The following is a 13,304-nucleotide window of genomic DNA, read 5'->3' as shown; positions in this document are numbered from 1 at the left end:
GAACAGCCGTGCTCGGATTGGCGACAATGACCCCCGAAAGCGAGTACATCCCTATGCCATTGCCTGTTTCTTTACCGTTTGCCGACCGTCTCCAGAATGTCGAAACCTCGGCCATTCGCGAGCTCTTCAAGCTGCTGGGCACGCCCGGCATCATCAGCTTCGCGGGCGGTTTCCCCGACCCGGCGCTGTTCGATGTGGAAGGCATTGCTGCATCCACCGCCGCCGTGCTGGCCAACAACCCCGGCCCGGTGCTGCAGTACGGTGCCACCGAAGGCTTCAATCCGCTGCGTGAACAGCTCAGCCGCTTCATGGGCAACAAGGGCGCAACCGTCGCCCCGGACGGCCTGATCGTCACCACCGGCAGCCAGCAAGCGCTGGACCTGGTGGCCAAAACCATGATCAACCCCGGTGACACGGTGATCGTCGAAGCGCCCACCTTTTTGGCCACCATCCAGTGCTTCCGCCTGTACGGTGCCAAGCTTATCGGTGCGCCCATCGATGCAGATGGCGTGGACGTGGACGCGCTGGAAAAGCTCATCGACCAGCACAAGCCCAAACTGGTCTACCTGATCCCCACCTTTGGCAACCCCAGCGGGGCCACGCTGAGCCTGGAGCGGCGCAAGCGCATCCTCGAAATAGCGGTGCGCACCCAGACCCTGATCGTCGAAGACGACCCCTACGGAGAGCTGTACTTCGACCAGCCGCCACCCCCCAGCATGCTGGCCCTGAGCGACGGCGTGCCCGGCAGCCGCGAATGGCTGGTGCACTGCGGTTCGATGAGCAAAATTTTGAGCCCCGGCCTGCGCGTGGGCTGGATGATTGCCCCGCCCGCCATGCTGGCCGCCGCCACCATGTGCAAACAATTCAGCGATGCCCACACCAGCAACCTGACCCAGGCCACCGCCGCCCACTACCTCACGCTCAACCGTCTGGACGCTGCGCTGGCCGTGGTGCGCACCACCTACGCCGAGCGCGCCCGGGTGATGGCTGCATCGCTGCAGCGCGAACTGGGGAGCGCCATCACCTTCAACGCCCCGCAAGGTGGCATGTTCTTTTGGGCCCGCCTGACCGAGGGGCGCGATGCCAGTGCATTTGCCAAGCGCGCGATTGAGAAGCTGGTGGCCTTTGTACCTGGCGCGCCGTTCTTTGCGCACGATGCCGATGTCTCTACGCTGCGCCTGAGCTTTGCCACTGTGGGTGTGGAGAAGATCGAAGAGGGCATTGCGCGCCTGGCGCAGGCGCTGTAAGCCGCCCTGCAGCCGGTTTAAATTTATAGAAAATATGCCTCTAGCGTAGGTGGTATCTACGCTAGAAGCTATTTATTTAATAGCATTGAAGGTGCCAGGCCTACATGGTCAAAAACATGGCCAAAACGGCTAAGGCCATCATCAGCGTGGCCAGCCAACCCAGCAGCTTCAAGGGGGTTGAAATTACAAACTTCCCCATAATTTCCGGCCGCACAGCCATCAACATCATCACAAACATAATCGGGACGGAAATAACCCCGTTGATCACCGCGCTCCAGTACAGGGCCTTGATCGGGTCCATGGGCGTAAATCCAAGTGCGATGCCAATGACGGTGGATACCGCAATAATTGCGTAGAAGCGTTGGGCCTCCATTGGCGCACGTTCCAGGCTGTTTTTCCACTGGAATGCACCGGCCATGGCATAAGCGGAAGATCCGGCCAAAACGGGAATCGCCAGCAGCCCGGTGCCAATAATGCCTGCGCTGAATAGCAAGAAGGCGAAATCCCCGGCAATTGGGCGCAATGCGGTGGCGGCTTGTGCCGAGGTTTGGATATCGGTGATGCCATGCAGGTTCAAGGTGACGGCCGTGGTCAAGATAATAAAAAAAGCCACCAGATTCGAAAATCCCATACCCATGTACGTGTCTATTTTGATGCGTCTTAAATTGGCGGCCGCCTGCTCTGGCGCGCTAATCAATGGCCGGGCCTCGGGGTCGGCCAGTTGTTCTTCTACTTCCTGCGATGCCTGCCAAAAAAACAGATACGGGCTGATGGTGGTGCCAAACACCGCCACCACGGTGGTGACGTACTCGGGCTTCCACGACATTTGGGGAAACACGGCTTTGGCAAATACCTGCAACCAAGGGGTATGCACGGCAAATGCTGTGGCCACGTAGGCCAATAAAGCCAGTGTCAGCCATTTCAAAATACGCACATAACGCCGGTACGGGATAAACACCTGTAGCAGCAAAGAGATAATGCCAAACCCAATGGCGTATAGCTGTGCCGGCCCACCCACAATCAGCTTCAAGGCTTCGCCCATGGCGGAAACATCCGCGGCGATATTAATCGTATTGGCAATCAGCAATAGCCCCACCACGCTGTACAAAAGCCACGCAGGATAATGCCGCCGGATATTGGTGGCCAAGCCGTGGCCACTCACCCGGCCAATTCTGGCGCTGACGATTTGGATGCCCACCATCAAGGGATAGGTAAATAAAACCGTCCACAGCATATTGAAGCCAAATTGCGCACCCGCTTGCGAATAGGTGGCAATGCCACTGGGGTCGTCATCGGCTGCGCCCGTAATCAGGCCGGGCCCTAGTTTTTTCAACCAAGATTTTTCGGCTTTGGCTGCATTAACCCCTGTGGGTGGGTTCATTTGTGTAGATTTATCCATGAAAAATGGCCGCCCAATTTTGCAGCTGATCGCGGCGGCAGGGTGGAGAGATTCAAAAACTTTGCAGACTCCACCCGGGTTTGTATTAACAGGGTAAGTTCTTACAGGGTATACATCAATGCCAATTTGTATATCGAATATACCCCAATCTATATTAGATAAACATCATAAATTTACATACCATCCACTCCCCGTAGCCATATCTACCCCAGATCGGCGCGCCATAAAACTATGAGGAGACATTCGCCATGCAGCATTCAAGCAAGCACCCGCCGCGTGTGGGTTCGCGCCAGGGTCTATCCACTGGCTTTTAAAAAACCATTTTTGACCACAAGGACGTTTATTTATCCCCCATCAGAAAGAGCATATTCACCATGGCTTTATTGAAAAACCTGGCAAAAGCCAGTGCGATCGTGGTTGCCGCTGTGTCGCTTCTCTCCGCTTGTGGCGGAGGTGGATCGGACGGACTGGCCAGCACAACGACCTTGTTGACCGCCAAGGCGGGAGCCGGAGACATTCCACCCGACACCAGTCCCGACAACTCGGTGGCCTGGGTGATGAGCTACTTTGGTCCTAACCAGGACCTGGCGAACGATTCCCTGCACCTCGCTTTCAGCACCGATGGGCTGAACTGGAGCGGTTTGAACGCTGGCAAACCGGTGTACCAGGCCCCCACCACAGTCCAGGGGATCAACGGCTCCGGCCACATCCGCGACCCCTACATCCTGCGCAAGAACGACGGCAAGTTTGTCTACATCGCTACCGACTGGACGCTGGCGGTCAACGATTCCAACTACTGGAACCGGCCCAGTTCGCGCATCTTTGTGGCCGATTCGGACGATCTGATCACCTTCACCAACCCCCGGTTTTTGACCATGGCCAGCACGCTGGGGGCCAACACCCAGCCCCATGCCTGGGCGCCAGAGTCCTACTACGACCCCGACCGCCGCAAATACGCGATTGTCTGGTCGGGCAATGCCGACCGGGGCCGCACGTATGTCAGCTACACCAAGGATTTCAACAGCCTGGTCAACCCCACGCCCGAGGTCTTGTTTGACCCCGGCTACGACGAAATTGATGCGACCGTGGTGCCCTACAACGGACACAACTACCTGTTCTACAAAGACGAAACCGGTAGCGGCAAGGACATCCAGGTGGCCAAGTCGTCGGGTGCAGGCCTGGTGGCAGGCTCTTTCACCCGCATCTCGCCCAACTACCTGACGCGCGGTACCAACCAGGGCACGATGCAAGGTACCGAGGGGCCGCTGGTCATCAAGATTCCGGGGCAGCAGAAGTGGTACATCTACGCCGACTACTACGGCAACGGCGGTGTTTTCGGCTGCTGGACCACCACCAACCTCGACGCTGACCCCGCCACCTGGACCAAGCTGACCAATGGCGTTGACTTCAAGCTGCCAGAAGGTGTGCGCCACGCCAATACCGTGCGCGTGACCCAGGCGCAGCTGGATGCCTTGAAGGCCACCTACGGCGTGACGGTGCCGGTGGTCAGCACCCGCATCAAGACCACCTACTCCGAAGGCGGTGTGCCGTTCTACGCAGCCCATGCCTGGTTCCACGGCATGATCACCACGCTGAACGACACCAACAATGGGCAACTGCCCACCGACTTCAAATGGCGTGCTGCCCCCGGTCTGGCCGATCCTACCGACCCGAACCTGGTGTCTTTCGAGGCCACCGGCTTCCCCGGCCGCTACCTGCGCATCGACAGCGCCAACCCCACCCGTTGGCCCACGGGCGGCAGCCTGACCCAGGCGAACCGCAGCGTGGGTCTGGGCTGGATTGCCACGGCCGACAAACACCACCTGACCTGGGTGGACCCGCTGGAAGACACCACCACCTTCAAAAGTGACGCCACCTTCCGCAAAGTTCCGGCGCTGAATGGTGACGGCAACATGGTGTCGCTGCAGTGGTATGGCAACACTACGCTGTACCTGCGGCACATGGCCTACCAGCTCATGGGCCTGCCCAGCACGGCCAATGCGCAGCAAAAGGTAGACGCGTCCTTCACCCTGGAAACGCAATAAAGCCGCTCCGGCGGCATGCCGGTGCCCGTGCAAGCGCGGGCACCCCCTTTCAACCTGATTCCGTACTGATATGAAAAATACCCTTTCCCGCTTGATTGGCGCGGCCTGCCTGCTGGCGGGCGCGGCCAGCCTGCCCGCCGCCGCTACCCCGGTAACCTCGCTCGTGGGGGCCACCCAGCTGGCGATGCCGGTAAAGAATATTTTTGGCACCGGCCCGTTCAGCTTTGCACCCGGCATCACCTGGAGCAGCAACAGCGGCGACGCGGTGTTTGGCAGCACCGACGGCTATGGCTTTGATGCCAATGGCGACTGGGACTACCGCAAGACCCTGGTGGCTACCAACGACAGCACCTCCAGCATGACCTTCACCTTCGACATCACCGTGTCCGGCTTTGGTGGCTTTTTGAACTGGGCCCCGGGTTCGGGCAATGCCTCTATTGCCGTGTATGACGTGAACCACGTGTTGATTGAGTCTGTGGTGCTGGGCTTTCTGACCGATGGCAGCCTGAACTCCGGGGAATTCCATGGTTTCCAGGAAAGCGGCACCAGCATCAAATACTTCACTCTGACGGGGGCCTACATCGGCGGCGCCGACTTTGCAGTGAAGGCGGTGCCCGAGCCCGCGTCGATGGCGCTGAGCTTGCTCGGCCTGGGCCTGCTGGGTGCCATGTCGCGCCGCAAGCCGAAGCAGGGCTGAGCTGTTTTTGCTATAAATTAAATAGCTAATAGCGTAGGTGAGGTATACGCTAGAGGCCTATTTTTTATAATTTTTTACGCAGCGACCGGGATTCCCATATCGCCACCACCCACAGCACCACCGCTGTCGCTGCCGACAGCCCCATGGCGCTGAAGGTGTGCTGGCTGGCCGGAATGCACAGCAGCCCCAACAGCACCAGGCCCACGATGTGCGACAGCGGCGGCATGATGCGCTTTGCTGTGACCCACTTGAACAGCGCCGTGCCCAGCAGGTACAGCGCCGGGCCGCCCAGTATCACCACCAACGCGGCGTTGTCGGCATGGGCCGGGTGGGCCAGCACCAGCTCGTCGGCCACGGCGCAGACGATGATGCCGGCCACGATCAGCACGTGCATGTAGGTGTAGGCCATGCGCGCCTGGCGACCGGCTTGCTCGGAGTGGACGATGCTGTGGTGCCCCTGCTCGGCACCGATGGCAAAGTACAGCCACCACATGGCGACCGTGCCCGCAAAAGTGGTCACAAAGGCCATCAGGCTGGTGCTGTCCCAGGCGTGGGTGGCAAAGGTGGCACCGCTGACCAGCAGCGACTCGCCCAGCGCGATGATGACAAACAGAGCGCAGCGTTCGGCCAGGTGGCTGCCGTCTACATCCCAGTCTTGCAGGCTGGAACGGCCCAGTCCAGGTACCCAGAAGAACACCAATGGCCCGGCGGTGTCCAGCGCCAGGGCCAGTACCCACCAGGCTAGCCGGGCCGGGCCTTCGCTCCAGCCGCCCGCCAGCCAGCATGCACCGGCCAATAGCGTCCATACCAAAATGCGTTGGAAGTTGCGCACCATGCCCGCACGCTCCCCCCGCACCGCCCATAAAAAGAACAGTGTGCGGCCCACCTGCATGCCCACGTAGGCCAGCGCAAAGGCCCAGCCCTTGTCACCAAACGCCTCTGGAATAGAGGCCGACAGCAGCAGCCCGACCAGCATCAGCGCAAACAAGGCGGAGCGTACCGGCGGACGGTTCGGATCTAGCCAGTTGGTCACCCACGAGGTGTAAATCCACACCCACCACACGGCCAGCAGCAGCACGCCGATGCGCAGGGCGTTGTCCCAGCCCAGATCGGCCAGCAGCCCGTGCGAAAGTTGGGTGATGGCGAATACGAAGACGAGGTCGAAGAACAGTTCGACCATCTCGACCTTGCCGCCGTCGCTGCGGTTGCGCAGCAGGCTGCGGTGGGGGTGGTTTGAAGAGGAATGCATGGCCGTGGCCCCCAAGGCAGAGATTTATATAAAAAGTGCCGCTACCGTAATTTCCATCAGCGGTAGTAGCTATTCTTATAGTAGCAAAAAAGGACCCGCTGCCCGCCTGCGCAGATGTATTAAAAGGTTTCCCAGTCGCTCTCGTCAGCGGCTTTGCTGGCGGGGGCCTTGGCCGCTGGCGCGTCGATGCGCGACTGCGTGGGGGCGGGCTTGCGCAGCGCGCTGGCGTGCCGGATTGCCTGGGTCTTGGCCGGGGCGGGCAGGGGCCGGGCAGCGGGCTTGGCTGCCATGGGTCGGCTGGTGGGCATGCGCGGGGCCAAGGTGTGATCGTCTGCGCCCAGTTTGAACACGGCCACGGTTTGCACCAGTTCCTGCGCTTGCGACTTCAGGCCGCTGGCGGCGGCGGCCATTTCCTCCACCAGCGCGGCGTTTTGCTGGGTGGTCTGGTCCATTTGCCGCACCGCTTCACCCACCTGGGCCACGCCCAGGGCCTGGTCCTGGCTGGCGGCGCTGATCTCGCCCATGATGTCGGTCACCCGGCGGATGGAGCTGGCCACCTCGGTCATGGTGGTGCCGGCCTGGTCCACCAGGGCCGTACCTTGCTCGACCCGCTCCACACTGGCGTTGATCAGGATTTTGATTTCTTTGGCCGCCTCGGCCGAGCGGCCCGCCAGGTTGCGTACCTCGCTGGCCACCACGGCAAATCCGCGGCCTTGCTCGCCTGCGCGGGCGGCTTCCACGGCGGCGTTCAGCGCCAGGATGTTGGTCTGGAAGGCGATGCTGTCAATCACGCTGATGATGTCGGCGATCTTGCGCGACGAGTCATTGATGCCCTTCATGGTTTCCACCACCTGGGCTACCACCGCACCGCCCTGGACGGCCACGGAAGAGGCCGTCAGCGCCAACTGGTTGGCCTGCTTGGCGCTGTCGGCGTTTTGCCGCACGGTGGCGCTGAGCTCTTCCATCGAGGCGGCGGTTTGCTCCAGGGCGCTGGCCTGTTGCTCTGTGCGGGCTGACAGGTCGTTGTTGCCATGGGCAATTTCGGCGCTGGCACCGGCCACCCCATCGGCGCTGCTGCGCACCTGCTTGAGCACGGCGTGGATTTTGGCGACAAATTGGTTGAAGCCTGTGCCGATGGCGGCCAGCTCGTCATTGCCCTGCACCTCCAGCTTGACGCTCAGGTCGGCATCGGCGCTGGCCAGGCCCACCATGACCCGGCTCAGCGAGCGCAGAGGACGGGTCAGGCGGTAGACCACCGAAACCAGAATCAGGGCCATGGCAATGGCGCACACCAGGGCCACTATCAGCGTGTAGCCCAGCAGGTCGCGCGCCGCGGCCGTGGCCACGCTGCGGGGAAAGCTCATGCGCACGCTCCAGGGGGCGGTGTCGGGGGCGACCACCATGGGTTGCAGCAAATGCACGGTGTTTTGCGCATCGACGTACTCGTACGTCTGGCCCTGGTGGATGCGTTCCAGCCCAGCGGCGGGGATGTCGTCGGCTTTTTTGCCAATCCGCTGCGCATCGGGGTTGCTGGCATACAGGCCGCCGTTGGACACCAGGGACAGGCTGCTGCCCTCGATGGGCTTGAGCTCGGACAGGATCTGGCCAAAGCGGGTCAGCGTGAAATCGGCGCTGGCGGTGCCCTGGAACTTGCCCGCCACCATGATGGGCGCAACGAGCGAAGCCATCAGCACGTCTTTGCCATCAATCGAGTACACATAGGGTTCGGTGAAGAACAGCTTGCCGCTGGCCTTGGGGATGTCGTACCAGTCGTTGGCACCGGCTCCGGGGCCGAACACGATGGGTTCCACGTGCACGCTGCCGCCTGCCGCACGGGTCCAGTAGGGCATGTAGCGGCCGGTGTCGTCGTAACCAGGTTTTTTGCCTGCGTACTCGGCATCTTTGCCATCCAGCGCATTGGGCTCCCAAGTGACGGCCGAACCGATGAAGTCGCCAGAACTGAACAGTGCGGCCTGCACCATTTCATCGATTTGCTCACGCGCAATCGGCAGGTTGGCTTGGCGGGTGGCGCGCATCGAGGCGGCCAGATTAGCCACCGTGGCCATATTGGCGGCAATGCGGGTTTGCAGCGTGCCTGCGGCCTCGCGGGCCGAGGTGCGTGCCAGGTTCATCGTGGCAGCCTCGGCGCTGGCGCTGCTTTTGATACCGATCACGGCCGAAGTGATCCCCAAAGACAGCACCACCAGCGCGGTGGCGGCGACACAGATCTTGGTGTTCAGCGACATCTGCAAACGCAGGCGGGACGTGGCTTGGGAGGGGGGTGTGCTGACCTGGGTCATGGTGTATTTTGAGGTTGCGATCACGGCTTGGAGATGCGGCATATGCTGTTCAAAAAAGTTACAGAATGCAAGCATTAAATGCAATTTATACGCCAGCTTGGCAGCCCACCGGACCCCGGGCGGGCATTGGCTATGCTGTGCGGTGTCAAAAATCTGTCTGGCCCGTTCCCTATGCCCATCACTTTCCGTTGCGATCCCGCGCTGATCGACATCTTGCCGCGCCCGGTACCGGCCAAGCAGGCCTTGCCCGACTGGCTGCGGGCCATGCCGCCCAAGGCGTTTTCCGAGTTGCACGGGCGCGACATCCGTACTGTCAAGCAGTGTCCGCCGTTTGTCGATGTCATGGCCCATGGCTTCATGGTGCTGCTGCCCTGCGATGTGCGGGTGGAGGGTGGCCGCTTCAGTTGGGACTGGGACTTACCGCCCCTGGCGGTAGAAGCGCATCCGCGCGCGCCGCTGAGCTTTCACGTGGCGGCGCAATTGGCGGGCGCGCCGTTCCACGCTGGCCAGGCCTCGGCCTTGAAGTTCAATAGCTTCTGGACCATTGAACTGGAGCCGGGCTGGTCGCTGTTTGCCACCCACCCGGTGAACCGCGACGACCTGCCTTTTCGTCTGCTGACCGGCTTGGTGGATGCCGACCGGTTCAGCGATGCGGGCATCAACTTTCCCGCCATGTGGACCGCGCCAGATTTCAGCGGCGTACTGCCCAGGGGCACGCCCATCGCCCAGTGCTTTGCCGTGCCACGGGCCGCGCCCACGCTGGTGTTCGAGGCGTTTACGCCGGAGCGCACCGCCCGCTACGACGCGCTGGTGGGCGAGGTGCTGGCCACGCCCGGCATCTACCGCAAACGCTTTCGCGCCAAGCGCGGTGGCTCAGGCCAATAGCGCGCGCAGTTCGGCCAGATCCAGCCACAGGGCTCCGTGCGGGCTGGAGGTGAGCGCCTGGGCGATGCGGCCAAAGGTGTCGGGCCGCAAACGGTAGGCTTGGCGGTAGGCCTGCATCGCGTCGGGCAGTTGGTTCAGCTCTTGCAACGCGATACCCAGGTTGACGGCCGCCTCGGCATGGCTGGGCTGGTGCTGCAATGCCGCTTGAAAAGCCGCCACCGCCGCGGGCAGCGCACCCAGATCCTGCTGCACCACCCCCAGCTGGAACCAGGCCGCTGCATGCTGCGGATGCGCTTGCACCAGGGCTTGCAGCACCTGGGCGGCCAGGGCCTTGTGGCCTTGCTCCAGCAGGGTCAGCCCGTGCAGATACGCTGGTTCGGCGCTGGTGGGAGCGCGTTCGGCGGCTTGCGTGAAAAATTGCGCCGCTCCGGCCAGGTCGTTGCGTGCCCGGGCAATCTTGCCGGCCAGCAGCAAGGCGGGCGGGTAACCAGGGCGGGCTTGCAGGCTGTGCTGGATGTGCGTCTGGGCCTGTACCGGCTGGCCACTTTGCAGGTACAGCAGGGCCCGCAGTTGGTGGGCGGCGGGGTCGGCCGGGCGTTGCTGCAGGATGTCGACACAGATGGCCATGGCCGCGTCGGCCTGCCCGGCATTGCAGGCGGCAATGGCGGCACCCAGGGCCTGTTCGTAGGTGGGCTGCGGCATTTTGGGTGGTTTTAGGGCTTAAATTCAGGCATAAAAATAGCAGCTAGCGTAGGTTCTGTCTACGCTGGCTGCTATGGATATTGAACTGAAAAATGAGAGCTGTTAAGAAGGACGCTTATTGGCCCAGCGTCTCGGCCCAGGCCAGGGCTTGCAGATGCGCCCAATTGACTTGCTTGTTGGACAGATGCAGGGCTTCGGCGGTGCGGCCAAAGACTTCATCGTTGCCGCTCTCGCAGGCTTCGGTGAGCGCCAGGAATGGGGCCAGCACGCCGGTGCGGTGCAGCAGCGCATCCAACACAGGCTGGGGCAGGGCGACGGATTCCAGGGCTTTGGCCAGTGGCACGCCCAGCATCACGTCGAGCATCGAGAAAACGCCCACCACAAAGGCGTTGTCGCAGTCTTCGGGGGACAGCATTTCGGCGGCCAGCAGCTCCATCAGCTTGCCGCGTACCACGGCGGTCTGGCCGACCACCGGGCCAGGGCCATCTTTGTCGCTGCGCGAGGTGGTCATCAGCAGGGCGGCCCAGCGGAACAGCTTTTGCAGGCCCAGGATCATGACCGCGTGGCGGAACGAGGTGATTTCGCAGTTCAGCCCGAAGCCGGACGAGTTGATGAAGCGCAGCAGGTTGAACGACAGCGTGGGGTCTCGCTTGAGCAGCTCTTCGATTTCGGCGGTGGTGGCCTGTTTGCGCACCAGGTTGATCAGTTGCAGGATGGTGGCCTGCGAAGGGCGCACGGTTTGCGCCTTGACCAGCGCGGGTTTGGCAAACCAGTAGCCCTGGAACAGCTTGACGCCGTAGCTGGTGAGCAATTGGTGCTGCTCGGCAGTTTCAACCTTTTCGGCAATGATCTGGGCGGTGGTGTTGGCGGTGGCAAATTTGACAAACGGCAGCACTAGTTCGGGCTTGAGCGCCATCAGGTCCAGCTTCACAAACGAAGCCAGCGCGCGCCACGAGGCATAGCCGCGCGTCAGCACCGTGTGGTTGAAGGCAAACCGGAAGCCGCGTTTGCGCAGGTCTTCCAGCACCAGGGCGTGGCTGGCGATGTCGTCGGGCGTGTTGCCCGGCACGGGGGGCACTTCCAGCACCACTTTGTCGGGGTGGACCAGCTCCAGGTGGCCACCCGCCAGACTTTCCAGCGTGCAGTTGATGAAGACCAGCTTTTTGCCGACCAGGGTTTCGATGTCGGTGAAGGACAGCGCGTTGACCAGCAGGGCGGCATCGCTGTCGGCGGTGTAGCTTTGGCCGGGGCTGGAACGGTCAAACAGCTCGTAGCCAAATACGGCGCGGTTTTCGTCCACGATGGCCTGGCGGGCAATCAGTACTTGGCTATCGGGAGCGGCATCGGGTTCCAGAGGTTGCCTTAGGCTGTGAAGTTGGTCAGGTATGGTGGACATGGCGTTGTAAGTTCTACGGGCCACGGAGGCAGTTGATTTCCATTCTAGAGAAGAACTACCGTCAAAAGAGCGGATAGGGCAGGGTATTTACCAGATGTTGCTGCTTTAGCCTAAGCCTACATGCTCAGGGTGTCGGCCCACACCAGGGCCTCCATGTGGGCCATGTTGATGTGGTGGCTACTGAACTGCAAGGCATCGGCGGCGGTGCTGAAGGCGGTGTCGTCGTCGCTTTCGCAGGCTTTGGTCAGGGCCAGCATGGGGCCGTAGATGCCGGTGCCATGCTCCAGCGCTTCGGCCACTGCCGGGGGCAGGGACAGCAGAGCCAGCGCCTGGTCCAGCGGCATGCCCAGCATCACGTCTAGTAGCGAGAAAATGCCCACCACAAAGGCCCCGTCGCACTCTTCGGGGGTGAGGGTGCCGGTGGCCAGCAGCTCCATCATGCGCCCGCGCACCACGGCCATGGTGCCCACTGCGGCAGGTGTGCCATTGGCTTTGGACGAAGTCAGCAGCAGCGCGGCCCAGCGGAACAGCTTTTTCAGGCCCATCAGCATGACGGCCTGGCGGAACGAGGTGATCTCGCGGTCCAAGCCAAACCCAGCCGAGTTGATCAGCCGCATCAGGTTGAAGCCCAGCACTGCGTCCTTTTTCAGCACGCTTTCGATTTCGTCGGTGCTGGCCTGGTTGCGCACCAGGTTGATGAGCTGCAGCACATGGGCCTGGCCGGGGCTGATGACCTTGGTTTTGATGACGTCCGGGCGGGCAAACCAGTAGCCCTGGAACAGCGTGGCCCCATAGGACAGCAGGGCGCTGAACTGCTCGACGGTTTCTACCTTTTCGGCCACCACCTCGGCCGGTGTGCGGGCCTTGACGGCGGCCACAATCACCTGCAACTGCTCGGGTTTGAGGGCCATCAGGTCCAGCTTCACGTAGCTGGCCAGCGGTTGCCACGAGGCGTACACCGGGGCCAGCACCGTGTGGTTGAACGCCAGCCGAAAGCCACGCTGGTGCAGGTCCTGCAGAGTTTGCTGGCGTGCCGCGATGTCGGCGGGTGCGTGGCCGGGTACCGGGCCGACTTCCAGCACCACTTTTTCGGGCTGGATCAGGTCCAAGTGGCCGCCCGACAGGCTCTCGTGCGTACAGTTCACGAAGATGGTCAGCTTGCCCACCAGCGATTCACTGCCGGTGTGGGTCATGGCGTTGAACACCAGGGCCACATCGCTGGCCGCATTGTGCGACGCGGTGGAGCGGTCAAACAGCTCGTAGGCCACCACTTTGCGTTGGGCATCCATGATGGGCTGGCGGGCGATGACCACTGTGCCGGTGTCAGCGGGCACAGCGGGGTCGGAAGAGGGATCGGATGCGGGCATGGAAGGTGTCGAGTTGT

10 protein-coding genes are annotated in these 13,304 nt (G+C 61.9%); 4 read left to right on the top strand and 6 right to left on the bottom strand.

Going from position 1 to position 13,304, the window contains the following annotated elements; translation table 11 throughout:
• Positions 1-53: 53 nt before the first annotated feature.
• Positions 54-1,247 carry a PLP-dependent aminotransferase family protein gene (locus Q0T48_RS01845; protein ID WP_295951575.1) on the top strand — a complete coding sequence of 398 codons (1,194 nt, stop codon included), beginning with the start codon at positions 54-56 and terminating at the stop codon, positions 1,245-1,247.
• Between the two features lie 100 nt (positions 1,248-1,347).
• Here Q0T48_RS01845 and Q0T48_RS01840 read toward each other — a convergent pair whose 3' ends face one another.
• Positions 1,348-2,628, bottom strand: coding sequence for an NRAMP family divalent metal transporter (locus Q0T48_RS01840; RefSeq protein ID WP_295951572.1), 1,281 nt, complete (start codon positions 2,626-2,628; stop codon positions 1,348-1,350).
• A 392-nt stretch (positions 2,629-3,020) separates the two neighbouring features.
• On the opposite strand from Q0T48_RS01840, the gene Q0T48_RS01835 reads away from it, so the two are divergent.
• Together Q0T48_RS01835 and Q0T48_RS01830 are read left to right on the top strand one after the other, a co-directional pair.
• Positions 3,021-4,691, top strand: coding sequence for an AbfB domain-containing protein (locus Q0T48_RS01835; RefSeq protein ID WP_295951571.1), 1,671 nt, complete (start codon positions 3,021-3,023; stop codon positions 4,689-4,691).
• Between the two features lie 70 nt (positions 4,692-4,761).
• The gene (locus Q0T48_RS01830; RefSeq protein ID WP_295951569.1) at positions 4,762-5,388 is read left to right on the top strand and encodes a PEP-CTERM sorting domain-containing protein; all 627 of its coding nucleotides are present in this window, start codon (positions 4,762-4,764) and stop codon (positions 5,386-5,388) included.
• Between the two features lie 64 nt (positions 5,389-5,452).
• Here the strand turns inward: Q0T48_RS01830 and Q0T48_RS01825 are convergent, their stop codons facing one another.
• Together Q0T48_RS01825 and Q0T48_RS01820 are read right to left on the bottom strand one after the other, a co-directional pair.
• Positions 5,453-6,637, bottom strand: a complete 1,185-nt coding sequence (locus Q0T48_RS01825; RefSeq protein ID WP_295951567.1) for a low temperature requirement protein A — start codon at positions 6,635-6,637, stop codon at positions 5,453-5,455.
• Between the two features lie 119 nt (positions 6,638-6,756).
• Positions 6,757-8,937: a methyl-accepting chemotaxis protein gene (locus tag Q0T48_RS01820; RefSeq protein ID WP_295951565.1), complete on the bottom strand. Its 2,181-nt coding sequence runs from the start codon at positions 8,935-8,937 to the stop codon at positions 6,757-6,759.
• A 171-nt stretch (positions 8,938-9,108) separates the two neighbouring features.
• Between Q0T48_RS01820 and Q0T48_RS01815 the strand changes: the two genes are divergently transcribed.
• Positions 9,109-9,822 carry a hypothetical protein gene (locus Q0T48_RS01815; RefSeq protein ID WP_295951563.1) on the top strand — a complete coding sequence of 238 codons (714 nt, stop codon included), beginning with the start codon at positions 9,109-9,111 and terminating at the stop codon, positions 9,820-9,822.
• Here the strand turns inward: Q0T48_RS01815 and Q0T48_RS01810 are convergent.
• The 3 genes from Q0T48_RS01810 to Q0T48_RS01800 form a co-directional block, all read right to left on the bottom strand.
• The gene (locus tag Q0T48_RS01810) at positions 9,811-10,524 is read right to left on the bottom strand and encodes a tetratricopeptide repeat protein (RefSeq protein WP_295951560.1); all 714 of its coding nucleotides are present in this window, start codon (positions 10,522-10,524) and stop codon (positions 9,811-9,813) included. The two genes, Q0T48_RS01815 and Q0T48_RS01810, sit on opposite strands and share 12 nt — an antisense overlap.
• A gap of 115 nt (positions 10,525-10,639) precedes the next feature.
• Positions 10,640-11,920, bottom strand: coding sequence for an HDOD domain-containing protein (locus Q0T48_RS01805; protein ID WP_295951557.1), 1,281 nt, complete (start codon positions 11,918-11,920; stop codon positions 10,640-10,642).
• A 116-nt stretch (positions 11,921-12,036) separates the two neighbouring features.
• Entirely contained in the window at positions 12,037-13,287 is a 1,251-nt protein-coding gene (locus Q0T48_RS01800; RefSeq protein WP_295951554.1) for an HDOD domain-containing protein, read from the bottom strand.
• Positions 13,288-13,304 lie beyond the last annotated feature (17 nt).

This window comes from Rhodoferax sp. (assembly GCF_025354435.1).
In the GTDB taxonomy this organism is placed as follows: domain Bacteria; phylum Pseudomonadota; class Gammaproteobacteria; order Burkholderiales; family Burkholderiaceae_C; genus Rhodoferax_B.
This window is presented reverse-complemented; position numbering and strand designations above follow the sequence as displayed.